Origin of the sequence: Alteromonas sp. MTD1 (assembly GCF_042848195.1) — a bacterium.
Classification (GTDB): domain Bacteria; phylum Pseudomonadota; class Gammaproteobacteria; order Enterobacterales; family Alteromonadaceae; genus Alteromonas.
The window spans coordinates 305,046-331,149 of sequence record NZ_BTGG01000002.1 but is presented as its reverse complement, the minus strand read 5'-3'; the positions used below and the strand labels follow the sequence as shown (position 1 = coordinate 331,149).

At 44.0% G+C, this 26,104-nt stretch carries 21 protein-coding genes; 11 read left to right on the top strand and 10 right to left on the bottom strand.

Annotation, left to right across the window (positions count from 1 at the left end):
* Positions 1-2 precede the first annotated feature (2 nt).
* The 3 genes from ACGHAV_RS04120 to ACGHAV_RS04110 all read right to left on the bottom strand — a co-directional run bounded on the left by ACGHAV_RS04120 (position 3) and on the right by ACGHAV_RS04110 (position 2,901).
* A complete protein-coding gene (locus ACGHAV_RS04120; RefSeq protein ID WP_390377012.1) occupies positions 3-1,256 on the bottom strand; it encodes an amidohydrolase family protein in 1,254 nt (417 codons plus the stop codon).
* Between the two features lie 213 nt (positions 1,257-1,469).
* On the bottom strand, positions 1,470-2,054 hold the full coding sequence (locus tag ACGHAV_RS04115; protein ID WP_390376794.1) for a DUF1285 domain-containing protein: 585 nt from the start codon (positions 2,052-2,054) through the stop codon (positions 1,470-1,472).
* The gene (locus ACGHAV_RS04110; RefSeq protein ID WP_390376791.1) at positions 2,041-2,901 is read right to left on the bottom strand and encodes a DUF3014 domain-containing protein; all 861 of its coding nucleotides are present in this window, start codon (positions 2,899-2,901) and stop codon (positions 2,041-2,043) included. The genes ACGHAV_RS04115 and ACGHAV_RS04110 overlap by 14 nt, the downstream gene beginning before the upstream one ends.
* Before the next feature lie 270 nt (positions 2,902-3,171).
* Here ACGHAV_RS04110 and ACGHAV_RS04105 point away from each other — a divergent pair, with 270 nt between their 5' ends.
* On the top strand, positions 3,172-4,431 hold the full coding sequence (locus ACGHAV_RS04105; protein ID WP_390376788.1) for a sterol desaturase family protein: 1,260 nt from the start codon (positions 3,172-3,174) through the stop codon (positions 4,429-4,431).
* A gap of 88 nt (positions 4,432-4,519) precedes the next feature.
* Positions 4,520-4,828: a DUF6482 family protein gene (locus ACGHAV_RS04100; RefSeq protein WP_390376785.1), complete on the top strand. Its 309-nt coding sequence runs from the start codon at positions 4,520-4,522 to the stop codon at positions 4,826-4,828.
* Between the two features lie 32 nt (positions 4,829-4,860).
* Here the strand turns inward: ACGHAV_RS04100 and ACGHAV_RS04095 are convergent, their stop codons facing one another.
* The 4 genes from ACGHAV_RS04095 to ACGHAV_RS04080 form a co-directional block, all read right to left on the bottom strand.
* Positions 4,861-6,195, bottom strand: a complete 1,335-nt coding sequence (locus ACGHAV_RS04095) for an ABC1 kinase family protein (RefSeq protein WP_390376782.1) — start codon at positions 6,193-6,195, stop codon at positions 4,861-4,863.
* A 133-nt stretch (positions 6,196-6,328) separates the two neighbouring features.
* Entirely contained in the window at positions 6,329-6,688 is a 360-nt protein-coding gene (locus ACGHAV_RS04090; protein WP_390376780.1) for a hypothetical protein, read from the bottom strand.
* Between the two features lie 214 nt (positions 6,689-6,902).
* Entirely contained in the window at positions 6,903-7,460 is a 558-nt protein-coding gene (locus ACGHAV_RS04085; protein WP_390376777.1) for a DUF6702 family protein, read from the bottom strand.
* Positions 7,450-9,924: a M1 family metallopeptidase gene (locus tag ACGHAV_RS04080; RefSeq protein WP_390376774.1), complete on the bottom strand. Its 2,475-nt coding sequence runs from the start codon at positions 9,922-9,924 to the stop codon at positions 7,450-7,452. The genes ACGHAV_RS04085 and ACGHAV_RS04080 overlap by 11 nt, the downstream gene beginning before the upstream one ends.
* A 191-nt stretch (positions 9,925-10,115) precedes the next feature.
* On the opposite strand from ACGHAV_RS04080, the gene proB reads away from it, so the two are divergent.
* From proB to ACGHAV_RS04060, 4 genes are read left to right on the top strand one after another with little or no spacing between them, the layout of a single operon-like run.
* Complete coding sequence (gene proB, locus ACGHAV_RS04075) at positions 10,116-11,213, top strand: glutamate 5-kinase (protein ID WP_390376772.1); 1,098 nt, start codon at positions 10,116-10,118, stop codon at positions 11,211-11,213.
* A gap of 38 nt (positions 11,214-11,251) precedes the next feature.
* The gene (locus ACGHAV_RS04070; protein WP_390376769.1) at positions 11,252-11,689 is read left to right on the top strand and encodes an acyl-CoA thioesterase; all 438 of its coding nucleotides are present in this window, start codon (positions 11,252-11,254) and stop codon (positions 11,687-11,689) included.
* Positions 11,686-12,699, top strand: a complete 1,014-nt coding sequence (locus ACGHAV_RS04065) for a D-2-hydroxyacid dehydrogenase (RefSeq protein WP_390376766.1) — start codon at positions 11,686-11,688, stop codon at positions 12,697-12,699. Before ACGHAV_RS04070 ends, ACGHAV_RS04065 begins: the two co-directional genes overlap by 4 nt.
* Positions 12,699-13,601: a DMT family transporter gene (locus tag ACGHAV_RS04060; protein ID WP_390376763.1), complete on the top strand. Its 903-nt coding sequence runs from the start codon at positions 12,699-12,701 to the stop codon at positions 13,599-13,601. Before ACGHAV_RS04065 ends, ACGHAV_RS04060 begins: the two co-directional genes overlap by 1 nt.
* Positions 13,602-13,674: 73 nt before the next feature.
* On the opposite strand, the gene ACGHAV_RS04055 is transcribed toward ACGHAV_RS04060, so the two are convergent.
* Complete coding sequence (locus ACGHAV_RS04055; RefSeq protein ID WP_390376760.1) at positions 13,675-13,950, bottom strand: hypothetical protein; 276 nt, start codon at positions 13,948-13,950, stop codon at positions 13,675-13,677.
* 241 nt (positions 13,951-14,191) lie between these two features.
* Here ACGHAV_RS04055 and ACGHAV_RS04050 point away from each other — a divergent pair, with 241 nt between their 5' ends.
* Entirely contained in the window at positions 14,192-14,701 is a 510-nt protein-coding gene (locus tag ACGHAV_RS04050; protein WP_390376757.1) for an RNA polymerase sigma factor, read from the top strand.
* Positions 14,691-15,287, top strand: a complete 597-nt coding sequence (locus tag ACGHAV_RS04045) for a hypothetical protein (RefSeq protein ID WP_390376755.1) — start codon at positions 14,691-14,693, stop codon at positions 15,285-15,287. Before ACGHAV_RS04050 ends, ACGHAV_RS04045 begins: the two co-directional genes overlap by 11 nt.
* A gap of 5 nt (positions 15,288-15,292) precedes the next feature.
* Here ACGHAV_RS04045 and ACGHAV_RS04040 read toward each other — a convergent pair whose 3' ends face one another.
* Positions 15,293-19,054, bottom strand: a complete 3,762-nt coding sequence (locus ACGHAV_RS04040) for a translocation/assembly module TamB domain-containing protein (protein WP_390376752.1) — start codon at positions 19,052-19,054, stop codon at positions 15,293-15,295.
* Positions 19,051-20,904 (bottom strand): autotransporter assembly complex family protein, encoded by a 1,854-nt coding sequence (locus tag ACGHAV_RS04035; protein WP_390376749.1) that lies wholly within the window; start codon positions 20,902-20,904, stop codon positions 19,051-19,053. Before ACGHAV_RS04035 ends, ACGHAV_RS04040 begins: the two co-directional genes overlap by 4 nt.
* A 280-nt stretch (positions 20,905-21,184) precedes the next feature.
* Here ACGHAV_RS04035 and ACGHAV_RS04030 point away from each other — a divergent pair, with 280 nt between their 5' ends.
* The 3 genes from ACGHAV_RS04030 to ACGHAV_RS04020 all read left to right on the top strand — a co-directional run bounded on the left by ACGHAV_RS04030 (position 21,185) and on the right by ACGHAV_RS04020 (position 26,082).
* The gene (locus tag ACGHAV_RS04030) at positions 21,185-23,185 is read left to right on the top strand and encodes an alpha/beta hydrolase family protein (RefSeq protein ID WP_390376746.1); all 2,001 of its coding nucleotides are present in this window, start codon (positions 21,185-21,187) and stop codon (positions 23,183-23,185) included.
* A gap of 145 nt (positions 23,186-23,330) precedes the next feature.
* Positions 23,331-24,578, top strand: a complete 1,248-nt coding sequence (locus ACGHAV_RS04025) for a multidrug effflux MFS transporter (RefSeq protein WP_390376743.1) — start codon at positions 23,331-23,333, stop codon at positions 24,576-24,578.
* A gap of 511 nt (positions 24,579-25,089) precedes the next feature.
* Positions 25,090-26,082 (top strand): HD-GYP domain-containing protein, encoded by a 993-nt coding sequence (locus tag ACGHAV_RS04020; protein WP_390376740.1) that lies wholly within the window; start codon positions 25,090-25,092, stop codon positions 26,080-26,082.
* Positions 26,083-26,104 lie beyond the last annotated feature (22 nt).

The following is a 26,104-nucleotide window of genomic DNA, read 5'->3' as shown; positions in this document are numbered from 1 at the left end:
AACTACTGCTGTTTGTATACTACGCCGTCTTTCATCACAAAAGAGATGCTTTCCATTAGCGAAATATCTTCTAATGGGTTGCCTGGTACTGCCACCATATCAGCAAGTTTTCCTTGCTCTAGCGTGCCAAGAATATCGCTAATTCCCAGTAAATTCGCGCTATTTACGGTTGCGCTAAGTAGTGCGTCCTCCGGTGTCATTCCTGCTTCCACCATCAGTGAAAACTCTTGCGCATTATCGCCATGCGCTGAAACACCACTGTCTGTACCAAAAGCAATTTTCACGCCCGCTTCATAGGCTTGTGCAAAGGTATTTTGAATAAGTGGGCCTATGGCCGCGGCTTTAGGGCGCACTAAAGCAGGAAAGTAGCCATCAATTTTTGCTTTGTCGGCAACAAACTTCCCGGCTAATATAGTAGGTACGTAATAGGTGCCGTTTTTCTTCATAAGGTCGCGAATTTCATCGTCCATGTACGTGCCGTGCTCAATAGAATCTACGCCCGCTTCAATAGCGCGTTTCATACCTTCACGGCCATGGGCATGAACCGCTACGGTCATACCATAGTCTTTTGCTGTATCAACAATCGCTTCAAGTTCATCGGTCATAAACTGCGGGTTTTGACCGCTTTTCGCTACACTTAGTACTCCACCTGTAGCGGTGATTTTTATTAAATCAGCGCCATCTTGATAACGAGAACGTACCGCCTCTCGGGCTTCCACTTCGCCGTTAACAACACCTTGTTCGGGGCCTACATTAGGGCGAAGCTGGTGAGAAATCCCGTTACTAGGGTCGGCATGTCCGCCTGTTGTGGCAATAGATTTTCCTACTGTATAAATACGTGGTCCTGTAGCATAACCATTAGAGATAGCATTTCGAAGCGCTACGGTTTCGTAAAAACCGTCACCCAAATTTCTAACGGTTGTAAAACCAGCATCTAGCGTTATACGCGCATAGTTAGCGGCACGCAGCGCATAGTCAGCTTCATTTAACGAAAATCGCTCTAGATAGGTCTGAGGGCCGCCGTGCTGCATAGACAAGTGCACGTGCATGTCCATTAACCCAGGCATTACCGTGGCATGTTTTAAATCAATAACGGTGTCGCCCTGCCCTGGCACTTTATAACCACGTTGAACCGATGAGATCTTGTTTCCATCAACAACAATGGTCACTTCTTGCTGTAAGGTTTTTGATGTGCCAGTAAAAACGTTGCCTGCGTGAATGAGTGTAGCGGCTTGTATGGCTGCTGATACTGTCATTAATGCGGCAGAAATGCTGATAGCGGTGAGGGCTTTTTTCATAGTAGGCTGCTTCTTGTTGATATTATCGACACAATTGAATGTAAAACAGCCGTGAGAGGAACGCAAAAAAAAGTGATGAGTAGTAATAAATTAGGGGAGTTATGTTGGCAGTGTCGTCACTGGGTTTTCTTCTACCATTACAACTGCCAATACTGAAATAAGAACTCGCAGCTAAATGCTTACTTCGCCAATAACAAACCTTGCGTTGTTAGAGCGGATAGTAAACTGTGTGCTAACTGCTCGCTGTTCTTCTGATGCTTGCTCTAACAGCTGGTAATACACATTTTGGTGCAGTCGCGCCCATAGGTTTCTTCGCACATTAATGTAAGGGATTTCAGTTGCATCGGCGTCTTTAAGTGCATCGGGCGGCGTGCGAAGTTGTAACTGTTCAGCGTTTGACAGTTCGATGTCATCACCTGTTTGCGTGGTAAATACAAAAACGTTGTTGCCAGTGTCTTTGTTAGTTGTTTTGCGCCATTGAGTAATTAAGAAAGGGGTGTCCTCAACGGTAATACCTACCTTTTCTACTGGCGTAACGAGAAAATAGCGGTCGTTTTCTTTCTTTAAAACAGAGGCAAACAATTGAACTAAGCTGGCGCGCCCTATTGGACTACCTTCGTAAAACCAGCGACCATCAAGTGCAATAGTCAGGTTTATGTCACCGCAAAAATCAGGGTCCCACTTTTCTACAGGAGGAATGGGACGCGACGTTGAAGTCGCGCCCTTGAGCTGGTTTTGGAATCTAGTTAGATCCACGCTCTTCTACCAGCGTTTTAATTTCACGCAGTTTTGCTTTTATACGACGCATGTTGTCAGGCCCTGTTCGAAGCAACTGCTTTTGCGGCTCGTTCAAGTTTTCTAGGCGTTCATCAGCATATTTATACGCTACTGAGTCGGTATACACTTCAACTGGAACCGGTACTTCTGGCGTATCAAGTAGTTGGTCGATGGCTTGTAACAATACTTGATTGAAATCTTTGTCAGGATCGCCAATTTCATCATATTTAGTCTGTATATCACCTTTGTATGTCGCATACACATTTAGCAAGGCTTCATTGTTGAAAGACTCAAGCATATCTACATACGGTGTATAGCGTTTATAACTTGCAGCATCAATCCATTGTTTACCAGCTTGAGAGTACACGCGGAAATTCTGCTCTGGTGGCGTTAATAGCTGATGGTTGGGCGCCATTTCATCGTTTGCTAAGTTAGTTACCGAAACCACAAAGCGCTGCAGTAAACCTTCATTTACCAACATGTGATTTACCGTGTCGTCGCTGGCGGTTGAGCTATCTAATAGTGATGATTTAACCGCAGGGTCACTTATATCTAATGGCTCTGGTTCAGTTTCTTCTACTTCAGGAAGTGGCTCTACTTCTTCTTTTTCTTCAAGCTCAACGGTAGGTGCTGCTGGCTTGGGTTCAAAAATGTCAGGCTCTATCGGAGCAGGTTCGTTTGGCTCAGTAATCGCAGGTTCTGGTTCTGTAACCTCTTCAGGCGCTTTTTCGCTTGGCCAAAATACTACGGCTAGTACAACAATTAGTAGAATGCCGATAATAATAAATATTGGACCTAACGACTTCTTTTCTGACAACTCGCTCATACTGACTCCGCTTTAAAAATATCCTTTTAGTAATACTATCAAACATATTACTTATATTCAGACTTTCAATAATAAGAAACGTTCAAACTGCAAAAATACGCCTTAGCTATCTTTTCATACACCATTTATAGAGAAATAGCGCAATTCTCATCGTTGAGTAGGGGGATTTACCTATTATGTGCAACGCTTGTTACATTTAATATGTAAAAGTTGTTGATGAATTTAAACAATTGTTTAACATCTGGAGAAGTATCATTCTTCGAATTCATTATGACTGTAATTTTATTTGCGCTACCTGCGTTTTTTATCTTAATTGCATTGGAGCTTTTTTGGGATTGGAAAAAGCGTACAGGCCACTATCGTGTAAACGATGCCGTAACTAGCTTAAGTGCTGGGGTTTTGTCGCGTGTGGTGGCGATTGGCCATCAGCTTATCCCATTTACGGCATATGTGATTGCCTACGAATATATTGCTCTTTTTGAGTTGAGTAATGCATGGTGGGTGTGGGTAGTTGCCTTTGTTGCCTACGATTTTTTCTATTATTGGAATCATCGTATGGGCCACGAAATGAGCATTTTGTGGGCGGCGCATGTTGTGCACCACTCTAGTGAAGATTACAACCTTACAACAGCGCTGCGACAAACCAGTGGTGCGTTGTTTAGCTGGGTATTTTATCTGCCGCTTGCAGTAGTAGGGTTTTCACCAGAGATGATTATAACCGTTGGCGCGTTGAACCTTGTTTATCAGTTTTGGGTGCACACTCAACACATTGATAAGCTAGGTTGGATGGAAAAGGTGTTTGTAACACCGTCAAACCATCGTGTTCACCATGCACAGAATCGCGTATACATAGATAAAAATTACGGTGGTGTTTTTATTCTTTGGGACCGTCTATTCGGTACTTTCATTCCAGAGCTCAGCAACGAAAAACCGGTATTTGGTATCCGTGGGGCGCTGAAAAGCTTTAATCCTCTCATGGCCAATATCCAGGTTTATAGCCGTCTTGCCAGGGACAGTTACTACACAAGCCGATGGATTGATAAGTTTAAAGTTTGGTTTGGTCGCACGGGTTGGCGCCCTGCTGATGTAGCCGAGCGATTTCCAGAGGAGAAACTTCCCTTGAATGTATTCGAGAAATACGATCCCAAATTATCAGATTCGGTGAAGAAATATTGCGTATTTCAACACGCAGTTATGCTAGCAATTACCGTCTTTTTATTACTGAACATAAGCGTATTAGGTGCTTCGCAGGTATTGGTGCTTTCTGCAACCGTAATAATGTGCAGTATTCAAATTGGCACTGTCCTGTCGGGTTCAAAGTTTGCTTTGGCTCTGGAGGGACCAAGGTTGCTTGTTTTCCCTTTAATGTGGTTCGCGTCGGGGCTTGGTGATGTTGCTATAGTTTTCGGCGCACTGTCTGCTGTAAGTTTGACGCTTCTTGTGTATGTGATAAGAAAGGGGTACATCCGCCGAACTTACACTGCCGCAGATAGACGAAGCAACACAAGCCAGATTACTACTGAACTATAAATCAATTCTCAGCGTATTAGTTTCAAGTAAAAAAGCCGCAAAAGCGGTTTTTTTGCTTTCTTTATTCGTGCGTTTCGCTGAGGTTTTTATGCACAAGTTTTATTTCCGCGATATTGAAGACACCCCAACAGTTATTGATTACCTTGAAGTACAGTCTTATGAGATGAACGTGTACCTTGTTTATCTTTCAATTGGTGACAAAAGCGGCATGGTGTACGACAAAAAAGAAAAGCCTATGCGCTTTTATTCGTCTGGTCATATTCGAGAAGCGTTCGCACACTGCAGCGTGGAAAAAGCGGTAATGAAGCACGATACACCGTACGATGAAATGATAGGAAACCCACCGAAGAGTGCAGAACAAATGGCGTTGCCTTTCAGCATGGACTTGCCCTACTAGTCCCAGTAAGAAGTTGCCTTTTTAATTATGTTTTATTGCTTGTCGTCAAGCCATGGCGCGGCGGCAGCACGCATATTTACACGTGCGCCAAGACGCTTCGCCAGCAAAAACAATCCACCCAATTTTCGATGAATAAACAACGCATCAACAGGCGGCGTATGCCAAAAATCGTGCTGCATGGTTAATGCCATGCCTTTATCGTGCAAGCGCGCTATTAAGTCACTGTTGCCAAAGTCGTAAGGCACTTCACTTCTTATTGATTCACAGGCTTCCATGCCAATATCAAGAACTGCGCTTATTTGCGTCTGAGAATGTGATTCATCGACTAACCCTATAGCGAGCGCCGCTGCTAGCATGCCCTCTTTATCGTTAGAAGCTGCGCTATTCAGTAATGCTTTATATTGCTCTGATAAGTGCTTTGGTACTTCTCGAGTTGCGCCAAAATCTAAAAGCACTAATTGTTTGGTGTCGGCCTTGTACTTGTAGTTGGCTAAGTTGGGGTCGCTTTGAATAAGCGTAAACTCAAAAACTTCTTTAAAGAACAGGGTCATTAGCGAAGTCATTATGCGGTCGCGCGTTTCTTGAGGTTCGTTTAACAATGTGTCTAAGCTGTCTGCCTCAATAAAGTCCATGGCAAGCACAGTCGGTGTTGTTAACGCTGAAAAACGTTCTGGTATTACAAAGTCGTTATTATTGCCTAAATGCTCACGGTATCGCGTTAGCATAGCGGCTTCTCTATGATAATCGGCTTCTTGGTGCAGCTGCTGCTTGGCTTCTTCAAGTAAAGGGGCAATGTCTAACGACTTAGGTACCAAGCCGGTAAGTTTAATAAGCGTTGCAACATTATCTACATCGCTGTTGATACTTTTCTTTACGCCAGGATATTGCACTTTTATCGCTAGCATTTTTCCGTCCATGGTAATGGCTTTGTGCACTTGTCCGATAGACGCTGCAGCGATAGGTGCAAAAGAAAAGTAAAGCAGCGAGTCTTGCCAGCTATCTCCCCAGGCGAGGTTTAAGGTATCAACAAGTTGTGATTTTGGCATCGGATCGGCGTCTTCACGTAAACGCCCCATAATGGCGGCCAATTCTGGGGGAAGAAAATCACCCGTATCCATGGATATTAACTGCCCTAGCTTCATTGCTGCGCCGCGCATGCTTGCCAGTTGATTAGCAATGTTGCTGACGTTTTTTGGGGTAAGTAATAACGACGATAGTGCTGGTTTCTCGCCTTTGAGTAATTGCCCAGCCCCCTGCGTTACCACACTTCCTGCAATTTTGCCGGCCAATGCGCCTAAACGGCTTACTCGGGACAGTCGTGAGGAGGGAATGGCCTTGCTTTTACGTGGTGCAGGTTTATCAGACATGTATATACGGCTCTTTGTGGGTAAATTTGTTTTACCTATCAACATACGTTTGGCTTTGCGTATGCGATTAGTTCAAAGCGCCGTTGTGCGTGCTATTGTGCAAGCTGCTGTGCTTGCCGTTGCATAATGTCTGCTAAATAAGTTGAGAAACAAACTGTAAGGTAAAGCCAATTACACTGCCATAGGCAAAACCTGTCCAGCCATTACTGCTGCGATAGCGCCATAAAGATGCGCCGAAAAAGCCGCACCATAGCATGGCTGAGTACGTTGCAATCATGCCATTGCCCATACCAGTATTAGGTAAAAACAGCATAACAATAAACGTAAGCGCCATAGCACCACTTAACAGCACCCACATTACGTTCTTTTTGTTGGCAAAAGCGTTGTCTTTACTTTGTTTGCTATTACTTTCAGCGTCGGCATCTTGCGCATTTTGTACTTCGGCTTCTTTTGTTTTGGCAGATATTCGTTTTCTTTCGCTTCTTGACTGCATACGCTTCGCGCCTACGGATGTTGCTGCACTTGTGCTCATCAAAAGCCCTTACTGTGTTTTTTGCCCACACTAACGGTAGTGAAGTTACAGACAAAACACTATAAGACTTCAGTCTCACATGTGCTTATTCAACATGCTCGAATTATCAAATTCAAAAACAAAAAAGCCCGCTTTATAAAACGGGCTTTCTACAACATTTAGGCTACTCAATGCTTTAGTGGTCGTGGCCTTTAAAGCTTACTTCAAGCAAGTTCACCGTATCGGCAAAGGTCAATGTTTTAATATCACCTTTACCTTCAACGTTTATGGTATTCACTTGTTTAGGCCATAAGTCGCGCAATGCGTCATGACGAATTTGTAAGCCTTCTAGTGCAGGTGGCTCAGCGGTTTCTTGATAAACCCAAAAGTGCTTACCTTCCACTTCATAGCCCACTTCAGCTAAAGGCAGTGGTTTTCCTTCACTGTTCAATATTGCAAAGTGCTTTGCTACATAGTCGGCAAACGCATGTTGTGTCGTCACGTCGTCCATAATGTCGGCGTGCTTGTCGAACAACGCTTTAACCGCATGTTCGGCGTCATGTAAATTAAAGCGGTGCATTACTTCTATGTTCTCGGTGCGTTGATTAAACAACACGGTAGTAATGGCCGCTTTAATTTGATGCGCTTTAACCTGTGCACTAAACACAATGGCACACATCAAACTAAATGTAACAAGACTAGCAAGCAGAGCAGATTTGCCCTGCTTGAAGATCAAAGACAACTTATTCGTCATCTTTGTCCTCTTCTTTGTCCTCGTCTTTATCTAGCTCGGTTTTTGAATCGTGCATAAGGTCGCGATACTCGTAGGTATTACGCGGCTTGTTCTTATACGCTTCAATGCGTGATGGAATAATGCGACGTGGGTAGTGGTTATTTTCTACATCAACGTCAGCCGTTTCCCAATGCGGGTCAACCGTTACGCTAACAAGGTTCTTGTCTTTCTCAGTAACAATTAGCTTGCTAACCGCTTTCGGTGTACGACGCCAAATTTCAGCAGGAATGCGCATCTCTTCTTTGCTGCCGTCTTCAAACGTTAGCTCAAGAATAATAGGCATTACCAAACCACCTTTGTTGCTAAAATCTAGCACATAGTAGTTTTTGTCTTCTTTAACCGCACGCTCAAGCGCTTTGCGCTCCCAAGGCTTAAGGCCTTTAAGGAATTTCTTGTATTTGTTGCGCTCTTTGTTAGTTACCGTGTAGCGGTCGTTTTCGTCGTAGAAGTCGCGAATATCTTCAAAACGGTCAACCCACAGTTTTTTACCTTCTTCTTTGTTGCGAATGTCGGTAAGTGACTTTGGTTTTTCCATTTCTGCTTCACGCTCGCGCGCAAAGTCGATATCTGGATCTTCAGTATCTAAACGAAGCTTGTAAACGCTGTCTAGGCTAATGTCTACGTGGTCTGTCGTATAGAACCACCCGCGCCAGAACCAATCAAGGTCAACACCCGATGCTTCTTCCATAGTGCGGAAGAAATCTGAAGGCGTAGGACGTTTAAACATCCAGCGTTGTGCATATTCTTTAAAGGCGAAGTCGAATAACTCACGACCAAGAATGGTTTCACGAAGAATGTTTAGTGCAACCGCTGGCTTAGTGTAAGCATTTGGACCAAGGCGAAGTACCGAGTCAGACTGGGTCATAATTGGCACTTGAGTTTGAGACTTCATGTAGCCTGTAATATCGCGTGGCTCAACACCCCATGGAATAGTTGGATCCCACTCGCGACCAGCAACACCGTCTAGGAAGCTGTTAAGGCCTTCATCCATCCAAGTCCACTGGCGCTCGTCAGAGTTAACCGTCATTGGGAAATAAATGTGACCTACTTCGTGAATAACCACGCCAATAAGGAAGCGCTTTTCAGCCAATGAATAAGTACGTGAGCCGTCATCGCGAAGCTCGGTACGAGGGCCGTTGAAGGTAATCATTGGGTATTCCATACCACCTACTGGGCCATTTACCGACTGCGCTACCGGATACGGGTAGTCAAAGCTAAAGCGGCTGTATACATCCATCGTGTGAATGATAGATTCCGTAGAGTATTTCTCCCAAAGCTCACCGCCCTCTTTCGGGTAAAAAGACATCGCCATCACAAGCGGTTGCGTGTCGCCACCTTGCTGATAGCCACGTGCATCCCAAGCAAACTTACGTGAAGACGCCCATGCGAAGTCACGAACGTTGTCTGCTTTAAATGTCCACGTTTTAAGCTTCGACGTACCTTCTTTTTCGTTCTCAAGCGCTTCTTCTGGCGTTACGATGAAAACAATACGGTCAGCTTTTTCTGCTTTTTTCAAACGGTCGCGCTGGGTTTTTGTTAGCACGTCTTTCGGGTTTTGAAGCACACCTGTTGATGAAACGATATGATCGGCTGGTACCGTAATATCTACTTCATAGTTACCAAACTCTAGCGTGAATTCACCGCGTCCAATGAACTCTTTGTTTGTCCATGCTTCGTAATCGGTATAAGCCGCAAGACGCGGGAACCACTGAGCCAGCAAGAAGATATCGTTGCCGCCTTCGCGCTCATCATCTGGGAAGTGTTCGTAACCGGCACGCGCCGACACAGCATCTTCTTCAACAATGTTAAAAGCAAAATCGATATCAAACGTTACTTTCTTACCAGGCGCTAGCGGCTTAGCAAGGTCAACACGCATCAAGGTGCCAACGATAGTGTGACGTAAATCGTTACCCGACTTATCTTCAACGCGAGAAATCGTATAGCCAAGCTCATTATCTTCAACGAACTGCTGACGGCGCAGTGCACCCATGCTTAGTTTTGCAGGCTTGTCACCACTTGCTGCTTGCGTACCCGGTCCACGATTGCCAATACCACCAAAGGTAGTGGTAAGCGCCGACATTGAATCGTCGCGGAATTTATTTTGATCTAACTGCACCCATAAGTACTTAAGCGTATCTGGTGAGTTATTGTGATAAGTAATGGTTTCTTTGGCTTCAATACGGCGCTTGTCTTCAAGTAGCTTTACGTCGATGTCGTAGTCTACTTGTTGCTGCCAATACTGGTGGCCAGGCTCACCCGCTGCGTTTCGGTATACGTTTGGTGTGGGTAGTACTTCGTCTAGCTGACGGAATTTGTCTTCAAAGTCGCCTTTAGTTTGTTTAATAGCGGCGTTTGCACTTGGAAGAGAAATCAGCATAGACAACACTGGCGCAAGCCAGAATAAGTGTCGTTTTGCGGTGCTCATGCAGGATCCTTGCAACTTGTAAGTTGGAGTTGTTATAAGATAACAAATGCTAGTATATCGACCTTCCCGAATGAATCCAGTTTTTGACCGTAAACTAATTATGTTTTAACGCAAAAATTGTGTAACAGAACGTTTGCTTACCTGCTCAACTGTCGTATTCTTGAGCTCTTGTTTCCTTTTTATCTCCCATTATGAATCGTTTCACTTGGCAGCGTGCTGTCATAAAAGTCGGTAGTGCTCTTATAGCGCCAGAGGGCAATGAGTGCAGTGGTCGTTTTCTATTGGCATTAGCCCGCTTTATTACCGCAAGCCGAGAAGCTGGCAAAGAAGTCATTTTAGTATCTTCTGGCAGCGTTGCAGCAGGTCGCAGCAAAGTTAAAATACGCCACAATGCTTCAATAGCAGAAAAACAAGCCATGGCGGCCATTGGTCAAACACTTATGATGGCAAATTGGCAGCGCTTTTTTGATTTTCCCTGCGCACAGGTGTTGTTAACCGCCGATGATTTACGCGACAGAACCCGTTACGTAAATATCAAAAACACATTGCGCGAAATACTTATTCATCAGGCGTTACCTGTGGTTAACGAAAACGACACTGTTGCGGTAAACGAGCTAAAAGTGGGAGATAACGATAATCTTGGCGCCTACACGGCCCTGGTAGCACAGGCCGATACCTTAATAATATGTTCAGATATTGACGGTCTTTACACCGCCGACCCGCGCAAAGACCCAACCGCTACACTTATTCCAACGGTTGAAAAAATTGACGCTACCATATACGGCCTAGCAGGCGGTGCTGGTACGTCTGTAGGTACCGGAGGTATGCGCACTAAAATAGAAGCTGCTGAAAAGTGCACCAAGAGCGGTATTCAAACGCTTATCGTTAATGGGCGAAAAGGTGAAACCTTTGATAGTTTGCTGGAAGGCAGCGTGCCAGGCACCTTGTTTAAAGCAAACAGCACGCCGTCGAACGCTAGACGATTATGGCTTACGCATACACTTAAAACCGCCGGCACTATTGAAATAGACGATGGCGCAAAAGAAGCGTTAGTGAAAAAAGGGGCTTCGTTACTGCCATCGGGTATTACGCATATACACGGGCATTTTGAACAAGGTGATGCCGTTGACGTGGTGTGTAATGGTAACACCATAGCGAAAGGCCTTAGCTTGTATAACGCAAAAGACTTATTACTTATAAAAGGGAAAAAGTCGAAAGACATTGCCAGTGTGCTAGGTTATGAAACAGCTGATGTCGCCATACACCGAGACGATATGGTGCTGTTTTAACACGCTTTAATCACTGCCGCCATTTAAAAAGGACAAGCATGACCGATATAACGCCTACCCTTGCCGACTATCCTTATAACGTTGTTATTGCCACTCGCTGGCAGGACAATGATGCCTATGGTCATATCAATAACGTAGTGTATTACGGCTTTTTCGACACGGCGGTAAACCGCTTTCTTATTGAAGTAGGCGGCTTAGATATCCATAAAAGTCAGTCGGTGGCATATGTGGTTAGTAGCCAGTGTCAATATATCGCCCCCGCAGCGTATCCAGAAGATATTTACGTAGGGCTGCGAGTGATTAAGATAGGTAGAAGCTCGGTAACGTATGGTTTGTCGGTGTTTGCTGGAGAGTCGAAAAGGCGCGTTGCTCATGGCCAGTTTGTTCATGTTTTTGTAGATAGAAAATCAGATAAAGCCATACCTATTCCGGTAAAAATTAAATCGGCCCTTGAGTCGATATGTGATGTGCTATGAGTCAACATCGTATTGTTTTTCTTGATGCCGAAACGCTGGGCTTAGCGTCTCTTGATTCAAAAGGCTTAACCGAAAATTTCGCCGACGGACTAAAAGACGATTTACCCGAAGGGCTATCAGATGCGCATGCAAACAGCATTGATGCTGATGTAACCATTTTTGATAACACTGCACCTTCAGAGGTTAAGGAGCGTATTAGGCATGCTAGTGTAATTTTAGTGAACAAGGTGGTGCTGAATGCCGACATGCTTAGCGCTGCTAACAGTTTGAAGTACATTGGCGTAACTGCTACTGGCATGAATAATATCGACCTAGACTACTGCAACGCTAACGGTATTGAAGTGCGTAACGTCACAGCCTATGGCACCGACAGCGTGGCCCAACATACCCTTACACTATTACTTAATGTCGCTACACGGTTTGTGCAGTATCAGCACGACGTGCATGCGGGAAAGTGGTCGGCGTCGCCTCACTTTTGTTTGTCATCTCACCCAGTAGTAGAACTAGCCGGAAAGCATGCGGTTATTGTTGGTCATGGAGAACTTGGCAAGCGCGTTGAAGTATTGTTAAAAGCGCTAGGTATGCAGGTAAGTGTTGCAGCAAGGCCCGGTAAAAAAGATGATACGCGTCCATCGTTGTCTTCACTGTTACCCCATGCCGATGTGGTAACGCTGCATTGCCCGTTAACTGACGACACCAATCAATTAATTGATGAAAACGCGCTTTCATTAATGAAACCAAGCTGTTTTCTTATTAATACTGCGCGCGGCGGGCTAGTGGATGAACACGCGCTGCTAAACGCATTGATGAGCAAACAACTAGGTGGCGCAGGTTTAGACGTATTGTCGGTAGAGCCACCACCAGAAGATCATATTCTGCTAAAGGCAAACTTACCTAATTTAATCATTTCACCCCACAACGCGTGGATAGGTGTGAACGCAAGACAAACACTGTTAGATAAAACAGTAGCGCAGTTAAAGGCATTTATCGCAGACAGGGGTAATGCGTAATGAATAACGCAACATTATTTGCCCTATGCTGTCTTATTTGGGGTTCAACATGGATTGCCATTACCTATCAAATAGGCCACACATCTGAAACCTTTGCCATTGCTTTACGTTATTTATTAGCATCGGCCTGTTTAGGTGCGTATTGTTTGGTTAGAAAACTTCCGCTAGCGCTTCCCGTCAATGTGCATCTGAAAATGGCGGGTGTAGGGCTGTTTCTTTACAGTTTGAATTACACCCTGCTGTACATGGCTCAAGCGCATATTATTAGTGCCCTGTTAGCCTTAATGAGTTCATGCATTATTTACATAAATGTAGTGCTAAGACGCTGGTGGTTAAAAGAGCCCATACGAAAAGAGGTAGTGATAGGTGCTACCTTTGGCTTAATTGGTATTGTGTGTTTGTTTGTGCCTGAATTTTCTAAAGTATCAATGGATGCTGCACTAGCAATTGGGTTAGGGATAGCTTTTGTCAGTTTCTTTTGCGCATCAGTAGGTAACGTTATTTCTGAGAGAATACTCACATCGGGCACACCTGTAATTCAAATGAACTTTTATGCCATGTCATACGCCATGGTGCTGTTATTCATTACCTCACTCTTAGCGCCAGGCGATATTGTTATTCCCGCAAGCACTAGCTTTTATTTGTCGTTAGTGTATTTGGCATTATTTGGGTCTGTATTCGCGTTTGGCGCATACATGAAGTTGCTAAAGCAGATGGGAGCAGATAAGGCTGCCTATGTGGTTCTTGTATACCCTATGGTCGCACTTGTTATATCCACATTTTTTGAAGGTTACCAGTGGACCATGCTTTCTGTTGTAGGGGTTGTTGTGGTGTTGGTGGGCAACGCTATTGCGATGGGCAAGGTGCCCTATTTTATGCGTCGCCCTTCAATATCTAGTTAAACCGCGCTGCTTATACACACTACTTCACGCCTCGCCGCACATGCATTGCTTAATACTGTGGTTGAACTCCTATTTAACGCAGTGCGTTTATTTTCTTGTTTAGCTCGTAAGCAGGCTCGGTAACAATGGCCTCAAGCGTTTCAACACGTTCCATTAAGGTTTTAATTTGCTCGTCTTTTTGCTTTAACTGCTGTGCTTGTACCGATGCTTTACTGGCAATAAACGGGTTGCTGCATTTACCGTTCATCCAGTCATTTAATCGCCACTGGAACTTGGCATCCAGGTAACACGCTAAGAGCGCAATAGACGTAATACCGCTGAGTAGTAAAACAAGGCTTAACGTTGACATTATGCTCTCCTTAAAAAGTGGTGATGGCTGTCAAAATTGGTCTGTATCAAAAATCGTCTTTATTTTCTTCCTTCATAATCACTAGTCAGTTGTTACCGGAAAAAATTACAGAAATTTTTGGTATGGCATAAAAAATACGTAAAAAAAGCTGTAATAAAACTCAAAGCATGCAGACTGTATGAATATGAAACGGGGTAACACCCTAATAATTAGGCATTAATATCAATAAAGGGCTGGAAGCTTGGGGCAAGGGTTCGAAGAGGTTTTTACGCAATACGGCGCATTGCTTAGCCGTGTGGCCAGCAGTTACGAAGCGAACGAGGCTATGCAACAAGAATTGTTGCAGGAAATTGCTATTGCCGTTTGGCAGGGGCTATCGAGGTTTAAAGGCGATAGCAGCGTAAAAACTTACATTCTTAAAATTGCCCACAACCGTGCGGTTACCCATGTAGCTAGTCAGGTGAAACGAGTAGATACACATCGTTATGAAAATGAAGAGCTTGGTAGCGATGGCTATGCAAGTAATCAACACTCTCCAGAAGCCGCTTCAAGCCAGCAGCAGTCTTTAGCCCGATTACTCAAAGCGGTTCGTGCACTTCCTTTGCAGCAAAGGCAAGTATTAACGCTTTCTCTTGAGGGGCTAAGTTACGATGAAATTGCAGATGTTTGCGGCCTTACTAAGAATCATGTGGGCGTAATTTTAAAACGTGCGAAACACGCCGTTATGCAGGAGGAACACCATGCACAGTGATAACGACAATCAGCAAGGTGACAATGCGTTAACTGAACTTTGGCAAGCACAGCCTACAAACACAATAGATGTGTCAGAGGTAAAGAAAAGCTTTAACAGCGAGCGTGTTAAACAGCGCCTCTATATACTGATTGACATCATTCTGTTGCTTCCGCCTCTCTATTTGTTGTATCTGGCTTGGGGAGAAATGACATTTGCGGCCAGGGCATTATGTTTGTTTATGGTGGTAACAGCTGTGCCGTTAGTGATGTATCAGTTATGGCTCCGACGCGTTGCAGCGTTCACAAAAGATTCGCAAACGTTAGATCATCTACAGCAGTTCACGCATCAAATAAAAAACAATATTCGCATTGCGTTTATTACCAAACACTCAGCATGGCCTGCGTTTATTGTTTTGCCATTATTTGTAGTGGAACGGCATTTTGCAGGTGCGCTTAGCCCTGAAAAATGGGACAAGTTAATCATAGCCCTGCCAATAGCCAGTATCATTGTTATTGTGTGGGGCGTGTGGGCGCATAAACGACAACAGCGTTTTGAAGCACAGCTGGCAGTGTTGCAAAGTATGGCCGACAAACGCGGCCATTAGCGAGGTTAGTCTTTTGACGAGTCTGCGTCGACGCCCTTGTTGGCGCTACTATCGTCGTCTTGTGAGGGCGTTCTGTTGTCGCCAAGGAAAAACTCGTAGTACAAGTCTAGGGCAAACTCAGACTGATCTTCTAACGTGGTTTGGATGGCCTCAAGATATAGACTAGGAAGCAGCTTGTACTTTAATGCAAGGTCAGGCGGCAACTGTCTTCGTCTTAACGTAGCGTTGGCATCATTGTTACTTAAACCCACATCTACATTGTACTCTACTGATAAGCGGTCATTTATCTGCCCTGTTACAGACAAGCGGTTTTCATTAGTACTTAAACTGAAGTCGTCTATCCCCAGTGCACTGCCTACTTGTCCGGTGAGGGTTTTCGTATTCGACAAACCAAAACCTAACAATAATGCTGCATAGTTAGGGTCTTGGGTTCCAGAGTTTGGCCCACTGCCAGTTAATAAGTACGACAGTACGCCCTGCTGATCCATTGCTGGCTCAGAAAACAGGTTAATGCTTGGTGCATCGGCAGCGCCGTCTATTCGAATCCCTGCAATAACGTTATCGTCGGTCTTTGCAGGGTCTCGAATTGCCTCTACAAGTAATAGAGGTTGGTCAATAGGCCCGTTAAACTGTACTTCACCGGTTTGAATGATTAGCTGCTGACCGTATGCGTTATAGCGACCATTAAGTATTTGTAGGTCGCCAAAGCCTACTAATGCTGGCTGCGTGTTTACACGAATTCCGCCGTGTAAGCTTGCTGTAAGCCCAAAGGCCTCAAGCTTCACTTCTTGTGTTTTCGCTTTATCGATGTTCACCATTACAGAGGCATGTACAATATCAAGGGGCTCTTCTCTGTCGGGCTCACCACGAAGGTGTACATCTTTAGATGGCGAAACGGCGCTTTCGGGCAAGCTTTCGATTTCGATGCGTGCCCAGGGAATATTTACATCCCCTTTCACATATACGCGCTCTCTGGTTGCTGCAATATCGATATTTGGTGACACCTTTAAGCGCACGTTGGGCTGACGTACTTCAAACGCATTACCTTTTAATGAGAAGTTGGCGCTAGGCGTTGAAGACCAGTCAATATCACCGGTTAGCTCACCTTTTCCCCCACCCAATACAAACGTGCCATTAAGCTTTGCTGTTTGTTGATTTAACACTATCGACTGGTTCCAGTCAGCAAGTGTAACCGGCGTATCTTGTATATCTATGGCGCCGTTAGAAATAGTCATCTCGCCGGTAAGCGCAGGTTGTCTTACCGTTCCTGCTAAAACAATTTCGCCATTTAGCACACCTGTTAGCGTTCGTATTGCGGGCGAAAGTGGCTTTAAAGGGGCGACATCTAGCTGCTGCAAAGTAAGTGTACCTTCAAGAGGCTTTTCATCTTCAAACGGGCGAGTGGCAATGGTTAATGTGGCATCACCTATTTCTTTACTGGAAATAAGCGACGTTGCTTCAAGCTTCCCCTGTTTGATTTTGCCAGAGGTTTGAACAGAATTGATAGTAAGCGTTAGCGGTCGTTCCTCGCCAAGCTGCCATGGGGCTGGGCTAAGTGAGGCGGTAAACGTAGCATCGATAGGGTCGTTGGGCGCATATTGCCCTTGGGTTTTTATCGTTAAAGTTGCATCTGATGGTGCAGATACAATATGCGGCACTAGTTCATTGGCCCAGAGTCCAACGGGCAGTACGTTGGCACTGATATCCCATGTCGCGCGATTGTCTTGGTAGTTAACATTGGAAACGCAAAGTTCGCCTTCTTTTCGCGATGTCCAACAGTGCTGGCCTATTTTTGCTGTTACAGGTTCAGTACCAATATCCACCGAAAATGTATTAGAGAGCGTCCAATACATATTAGAAAGTTTTAGCGTGGTATTACTTATTTGCCCGTTCCAATGGCTGTTAGCCCATGCTCCCTTTAGATCTGTTTTTAAGGTGTGCTCGGGTACGCGTAAATCCAATGAAGCCGTATGATCGGTATATTCACCTTCGAAATTAACACTGCCGTTTATTGCGCCTTGTTGTGCGGCCTCAGGCGAAAGCGCAGCGCTTATTAAAACATTCTTTAAATCTACTTCGCCGTTTGCTGAAGGGTTCTGCCATGGCCCAACGGCTTTTATATTGCCTTTTATCTTTCCTGAAACGTCAGGAAATAGGCTTTCAATTTGGGCTACATCAATGTTGATGTCGGCGTTTAGATGGCGTTTGTTCAGCACTTGTGCAATGGCTTTTATGGCATTTTTGTCTTGCTTTATGCTGATGTTGGTTACAATTAAGTCGCTTGGGCCAGAATATACAGCGTTGCCCTTCACATCTACGCGCTTATTTTGAAGGTCGCCCGATACATTTAAGTCTCGCAAGCTTATATGTAGTCCATTTTGCCGCGAGTATTGCAATATGCTTTCTACATCACCGTTTACATTAGATGGCGCGTATTTACTAAAGCGTTTCGCTGATACATTAGTAAGCGTTGTTTTTCCTTCCCATGCTATGGCGTCGTTAAGATAAAGAGTGCCTCTGTTTTTTAGGCTTCCTTCTAACGCTTGTACATTGGCTTCATTCACAAAAATATTGTTCTTTTTTAGTACCACATCTAAAGACACAGGCACTTTGCCAATGTCAGCAAGTGTGGCCGCACCGTTACCTTTAAGAACGTAGTCGCCCATAACGCCATCAAGCGTAAGCGCGCCTTCATGTAGTGTTGCGTCTGTCATTAAAGGAATAGCCTGCTCGTTCCAGCTGGCTGAAAATTCAATAGGTAATGTGTTGTCTAAGATATTTGTTGATAGATACGAGTTAGCAGTAACCGCACCTTCTGCGACAATGTTTACTGCAAGATCATCTAATGCACCCTTTGCATTCACACTTAGCTTTTGAGGCTGCGTGTCTAAGCGAGTTTGTGCAATTAACTTGGCCGTTAGCGGATAGTTGTTGCTTAAGTTCGCCGAAAAACGCCCCTGAACTGAACCTTGTTCATGAACGATTTTGATATCATCAACGCCAACATCTGTTTCATTGAAGTGCGCATCGGTTAAAGCAATAACGTCCAGCTGCTCTTTCGTACTGCCTTGGCTAAACGAAAAACCTTCTATTAAGAATGTACCGACAGAAAGCGGAATTGGCGTAGCGATACTGGGCAACGTTGGTGCAGTGTATTGAAGTGAGTATGATGCGGGAAGCCTGGTATTAGGTGTTTTCGGCGAAGGCGCTGGTGAAGCAGGTTCTTCGCTGTCTTGTGGCAAAGTAACTGCTATGTTCTGTGCCGCGAAGGTTTCTAGTTCAATGGCGTCATCTGCTTCAAAGTCGTATAGCTCAAGTGCTTTTACGCTGATGTTCACAGCAAATAGGCTGACGTCAATATTATTCAGTGTCAGCGCTTCTACCTCTAGAGGTAAAGGCATTGTAAATGTGGCATCTGTGGTGTCTTCTTGTATGGCTTCTGGTGCCTCGGCAAGTTGTTTAATTGATGCATCGTCCACCGCCAACTCGTTTATACAAACCCGTGGTTCGAAAAAACAGCGCCAGGTTAAATCGGCATAAATAGTGCTCACTGAAACCTGCCATTGGGCGTCTTCCCAAGAAAGCCCAGTAATTTCAAGTGCATCAGCAAAACTGCCGTCTATGCGCTCTATATGTAAAGGTTTGACAAACGTATTCGCCATTACTTTTACAGTAGGGCCGCCTAGCGGGCTAATGAGCAGTGCGTAAAGGGCAACCACAATGAAAATAGGCGATAACAGAAGTGCTGAAATAGTACGTTTTTTCATAGCTCAGGCCCCAACATAATATGCAGTTGCCACGTTTTTTCCTCTGGTGCAAAACCTCTAGCAATATAAAATCGAACCGGTCCTATTGGCGAAATCCAATGAATGCCGGGGCCAATACTGTAGGTAAACTTAGAGCTTATATCGTTAGTGGCAGTACCTACATCCACAAAAGCGGCTGCACGCCAGCTATCAGCGAAACGGTAGGCATACTCCACGCTTGAGGTTGCCAAATATTTACCACCGATAGAGTCAATAATTGGCTCGCCTGTTTCTGGGTCAATCACTTCTGCAGTGGGGGAAATTTCCCTAAAATCGAAGCCTCTCACACTTCTATCACCACCCGCATAAAAACGCAGTGATGTAGGTACTTCGTCGAATCGATTGGTATCTATAGCGCCTAATTCACCGCGAATCGAAATTCGATGAACGTTATTAAAGGTTCGAATGATCATTGCCTCAGCCACTATTTTGGCAAAGTCGATATCTGATCCCACACCTTCGCGACCAATTTGTGATAAAAGCTGTAAATAACTGCCGTTGTCGATGTTCAGTTCGCTGTCTTTTTTGCGATATGAAATGGAATAACCCGGTAAAACAAGCGATGTGGTATTGGTACTTAAATCGCCTTGGTCGTAGGTTTCGCGCAAGTAGGTAATGGAGCCATCGTGTTGCCACGGCGAGTTATTGTCTTGCCAGTAACGGTGTACCGCAAGCGATAGCGTTTCACTTTCAAAAGAGGTGTTACTGTATTCAATAAATTGGTAACCCGCTTCAATACTGGCATAGTCGTTAGTGATATTTTTCATTGGAATACGGTAGTCTGCCGTCACCGATTGCTCGGGAGATGATATGAAAATATCAGACGAAATAGAGTGACCTCGACTATTTACCCAAGGGCGTTCCCAGCCAAGCCTAATACGCGGTCCAGTGTCGGTTGCCGCACCAATGGCGGTGTTAAACGAATCTGTGGGACGGTGGAGCAAGGATACTTCAATAGGCACCAGTAAGCCGTCTGCTTCACTCACAACAGGGCGCGCAATCACACGAGTAAAGTAGCCCGACTGGTTAAGGCTTCGGTTAAAATCGGCGAGCGCGGCAGAAGAGTATGCATCACCGGTTTTAAAGGGCTTTAATCGTTCAATAATGGCGCGGGCTTTGTCTTCCCCCACAAACGTTAATTCACCAAACTGATATTGAGGGCCGCTTTGTGCAATAAGCAATATGTTCGCTTGCTTTTCTTCTCTAACTAAATCTAGTCGTGTTGCTTGCCAAAAATAGTCAAAGTAACCGTTTGAGAGCGCGTAATTAAACATGGAAGACTTAAACGCTTCATAAACGCGCTGATTAAGCACGTCGCCTTGCTTTAGCTTAAAAGCGTTAAACCGTTCTCGAAATGCCTTGTCTTCTCGGCCTGCACCGATAATTTCTCGCGTTACTTTGTTTACGGTTAGCGGTGCATTTAAAACCACGTTTACTATCACTTTGCCGTCGGTGACGTTAACCGTAGTGTCGCTATTGTAATAGCCGAACGGTTGCACAGCGGTGGCTACGGTAGCGCCCACTTCATCTTGCCAATAAGGGTCGGTTAATAAAGACGTTTCAACGTTTAGGCTTGCCAAGTGAATACGAATATTGTTGCGCAATACGTCTTGTTCAACGCCTTCAATTTGGTAGGTAATGTCACTTTCAGCAAAACTTGGTGAAACTGCGAAACCGCATCCCAAAAGCATGAAAAAAAGATACACGCCCCCCTTCAATATAAATCTCAGTGCGAAGCGATACGCTCGTATCATAAACGACAATAGAAAATTAAAGGGGCGAACGGCAATGCCATTGCAGTCTGACGGCATGAAAAGACTAAATCCTTAAGGTAACGCGAGTAGGTGAAACACACTATTTCACTGGTGAAATCCATGTTGTGACTATGGTTAATCATACCACAACCGCTATTTGTAATTACGTCGTTCGATGAGAGATCAGTTTTTTGCGCTCATTCTACTGCGTTAGGGATGAAACGTTCAAATTTTGGACTTTAACCGCTTCGCTTGTATACTGTGCGCAGATGTACGAGGCGTAACCTTGCCCTAAGTTCCCTCGATAAATAAAAAATGACAAGAAACAAGGATTGTTATGCATTTTAGACTCTCTCTCGCCACTTTACTGTTGGCTGTCTTCACGTTAGTGCTATCTAGCGATGCCATAGGAAATCAAGCAAAAACCACCCCAGACTATGAAGCGTTTAGTGCGCTACCTACTTATTGGACTCCAGCGCTATCGCCGAATGGCGACAAAATTGCATTTGTACAAAATACCACGGGCGATAACGCTATTGCTATGCTGGCCACCTACGATCTTATTGAAGGTAAAAAGCACTTTCTTTTACAGTCTGACAACGAGCGCGTGAAAATTCGCTGGTATAAGTGGGTGAATAACGAGCGTTTAGTAGTCAGTGCACGCTATGAGACTCGAAGAGGCACAACTAAAGTGCACGACACCCGTTTGTTAAGTATTAAATACGACGGCAGTGATAAAGGTGCGTTCAACCTTGTTAATTGGGAGCGCATAAAACAACGCGCAGGAAATCCCCGACATATTCCTCAGTTTCATGACGACGTGATTGATTGGCTACCAAACGATCCTGATCACATTTTAATAGCACTAGATGCTGAAGTGTTGGGCTTGCCATCGGTGTACAAACTTAACGTAAATACCGGTAGCGTGTCGCGAATTGAGCGCGGCAAAAAGAAAATTAGAGACTGGATTACGGACAGACAACACAATGTTCGCGTTGGTGTATCGCTAGATTTTGAAAGTGGTGAACGCAAAGTGTTTCTTAAAGAGGGTGACGACTGGCGAACGCTGTTTGAATACAACGCCATGACTGAAAAAGGCGCCTATCCACTTGGGTTCGCAAAAGATCCTAATATCTTGTATTACCGTGGCTATAAGGGCGACTACAAGGCGCTGTTTACGCTTAATGTGGCGACAAATGAACATACCGAAGTGTTCTCTGATGAGGGCTATGACGTAGATGGAAGCCTTATTTATTCCCCAGTAACTAACGATGCAATAGGTATTAGACACGACGGCCGTCACTATTGGGACGAGCGCTATGTTGGGTTGCAAAATGGTATTAATAAAGGTTTACCTGATTATCAGAACACCTTGGTAAGCTTTAGTGATGATGAGCAAACCTATTTGGTGTATTCAGAGTCAGATGTGTTGCCAGGCATTTACCTAATTGGTAATCGCGAGAAAGGCTCGCTTGATTTTCTGTTTCAACAATATCCGCTAATAGATTCCGCTTCGCTGTCTGAACATGAACTTATTGAGTTTGAAGCAAGAGACGGTATGAAGATTGAAGCCTACCTCACACTACCAAAAGGCGACGGCCCATTCCCTACCATTATCCATCCTCATGGCGGCCCTGGAGCACGAGACTTCAGTGGTTTTGACTATTGGACTGCTTATTTTACTTATAAAGGTTATGCCGTTTTACGCCCAAATTTTAGAGGTTCACGCGGTTATGGATACAGCTTTGCACAAAGCCAAATGAAAGGCTGGGGCCTTGCTATGCAGGATGATATTACCGATGCGGCGAAGTACATGGTTGAGAAAGGCCACGCAGAGCAAGGCAACATGTGCATCGTGGGTGCAAGCTATGGCGGATACGCAGCGTTAATGGCAACGGTAAAAACACCGGACTTGTTTCAGTGTGCGGTAAGCTTTGCCGGTGTCAGCTCGTTAAAACATATCGTTATGCATTCACGTAAGTTCTTGAATAATGAATTTGTTGAAAATCAAATAGGTGACGACTTCGACGATCTTGAAGCTCGCTCGCCTTATTATAACGTTGAAGGTATTAAGACCCCTATTTTGCTTGTTCATGGTGAAGAAGATCGCGTTGTAAGGCCGCTACACAGCAGATATATGGCTGACGAATTAGAAGATTATGATAAAACCTTCACGTATGTAGAGCTGGAAAGTGGCGACCACTCACTGTCGATTCAGCGAAACAGACACCGATTTTTTGCCGAAATGGATGCCTTTTTAAGTAAGTACTTGAAGCGTAAACATGCAGAGCATGAAGTTGCAAACAGCAACGACAAGCTTGAAGCACAAAGCGAATAAGTAAACCGTTAAAGCCGCCATTTTTCACGACAGTTACGGTGATTGTTGGCGGCTTTTTAATCACAGCTAGGTTATACTTGTCACTCTTAAAGCGCGAGGTATCGCGCTTTTTTATTACCTAACTTTTATTCACATTCGAGATTTTATGCCGCAGTCACCCTCCCGCGTATCTGAAGATACTGCTGTTGTAACTAAGCCCGTGCTAGGGTTATTTGAATTTGTTGCGTTAATGGCGACTATGACATCCCTTGTTGCGTTAAGTATCGATGCTATGCTGCCGGCACTTATTCAAATAGGTGATGCGCTAAATGTGGCTAACCCCAGTGAAACTCACTTAATCGTTACGGTGTTTTTTGTTGGAATGGCCTTTGGACAGATGTTCTTTGGACCGTTTAGTGATAGTCGCGGTCGCAGATTAACCATTCTTGTTGGCTTGTGTATCTTTGCCCTTGGTACGTTCGTGTGCATGATGGCCACAAATTTAGAAACCATGCTGATAGGTCGCATCATTCAGGCTTTTGGTGTTTCAGGGCCCCGTATAGCGTCTATGGCTATCATTCGTGATCTATACGTTGGTGACGCTATGGCACGAGTGATGTCGTTTATTATGATGGTATTTATTCTAGTGCCTATGCTTGCGCCTATTATTGGGCAAACAGTGATGGATTTATTCTCGTGGTTCCATATCTTCACGTTGTTTTTAGTGGTAGCCACTATGTCAGGAATTTGGTTTTTCTCTCGTCAAGCTGAAACCTTACCAAGAGCTAAGCGACGCGCCTTTTCGTGGGATGCGTTTTTCACTTCTTCAAAGTTTATTCTTACGCACCCCGCAGTAATGGGCTACACCTTTGCAATGGGTTGTATTTTCGGTGCTTTCCTTGCCTACTTAAGTGCTTCGCAAACCATTTTTTCGGTGTACTACGACATGGCAGAATGGTTCCCCTACATTTTTGCCATACTAGCGTTCTCCATCGGTTTGGCGTCTTATTTTAATGGCAAAATGGTAATGCGCTTTGGCATGCGAAAACTGTGTCGCTTTGCATTAAAAGGCGTGAACATCTTTGCATTGGTATATGTAGGCTTACTTTACGCTTATGACGGTTTGCCACCCATCGCGCTTACCGTGTCGGTAATGTTTATCGGCTTTTTCTTTGTGGGCATTCTGTTTGGTAACCTAAATGCTATGGCCATGCAGCCACTTGGTGATATGGCGGGTCTTGGTGCCGCTATTATCGGGTCTTTTTCGAGCTTGTTTTCTGTGCCTATAGCGCTTTTTGTAGATAGCTTTTTGTCAGGTACGTTAATGCCAATTGGGTTGGGCTTTTTAATATTCTTTGCGCTTGCTTATGTGTCTGTGCGTAACGCTGAGCGTACACGTGAGTGTGGGGAGTAAATTTTTAATACAGGGCGGGATTGCTTAGATCTCTTATGAGAAAAGTGATCCAATTGGAATGTGTTTTAATTCCAAAGCTTACTTCTCGCTTGATTGGCTAGGCTTCTGAAATAAACCCAATACCGCAATAGTGTGGTTAAAACCTAGGCGCTCTCTCGTTTTTTCTTTCGCCCAACAGTCTCTGTTTATTAATCGTTGCGAAATCGAAAGTAATAATATTTAAGCAGTGAGTAACTACCCTCTTGTATTGATATACATTTGGCTCTTAACGAAATTGTCTAAAGTAAAGTTCGGAAGGTTGATTTTTTTAAATCATAATTTAATCGCGAGAATTCCAAATCATAACTAGACTAAAGTAGTATTGATGGTGAGTGCTTAAAATTTAGAATAGCGGCGGTTTAGTTTTGGGAGAACGACAAAAAGTAACGTCTAATTATCTTACACTCAAGGATTTTAATAGCCAATGGGAAGGCAGTGCGACATTCGCTACCATAAATATGTTGCATAATTTATGTTTAAAAAAATTCAATCGTCTGACTTAAATGTCGGAGACATTGTTTTTGTATTAAAGAACTGGTTTCACACTCCATACATAACAAATTTTACAAAAGTAAGATCAAGTAAGGACATTAGAAACCTATCTGCTTACAAAAACCTTTACACCATAAGCTCAAATAGAAAATCAAAATTAACTAAAAAAAATATCAAATTATTAAAACTAATTTTTGATGAAATAGTTAGTTCTAGATTAATCAATGAAGCGTCAGTAGTTTCACGTATCAACGCAATTGTTTCTCAAGTAATAGCAGGAAAATTTTGTCATACTACGTGCGTCGACTTAATTCGATCTGAAAACGAGCTTTTCAGACGAACATTAAAGCTCGTTTGCTTGACTGCTAGCTTTTGTAATCACATCACGCTCACTAGAAGCAAGACGCTCGAATATTGCAATGCTGCATTTTTGAGTGACATTTCTATGGCAATGTATCCATTGTTATTGGGTTCTAGGAAGTTAGTCTCGGACTCCCAAAAACAGCTTATTCAAATACATCCTATTGAATCAGCAAAAATTGTTAATGAATCCAACTTATCTAACTCGTTGACAACACTTATCGTCCAACATCATGAAAACTTTAATGGTACTGGTTATCCTAAAGGCTTAATGGGGCGCCAAATCAAGCTTGGTGCAAGAATTTTAAGAGTTCTAAATACCTACGAAGCAATGACTTCTGGCAGGGGGTATCAGGTCAAAAAGTCACCTTATGAAAGCATTAATGAAATGCAAAATATGGCGATTGCTGAAGTGATCGATCCCGTTATTTTTAAAAAGTTTTGTTTATTTTTGAGGCTTTTTCCGAAAGGCGCATGTGTGACTGACTTAGATGGAGCGTCATATTTAGTAAAAGATATGCATGTTGAGAGTGGAAACATAATTGCCTTATCACAGCGAAATAAAAAGATAAACATTATCCAAGAATTCAGAATTAAAACTCTAAATTTATAATTTTTATAATTTTTATAAACGT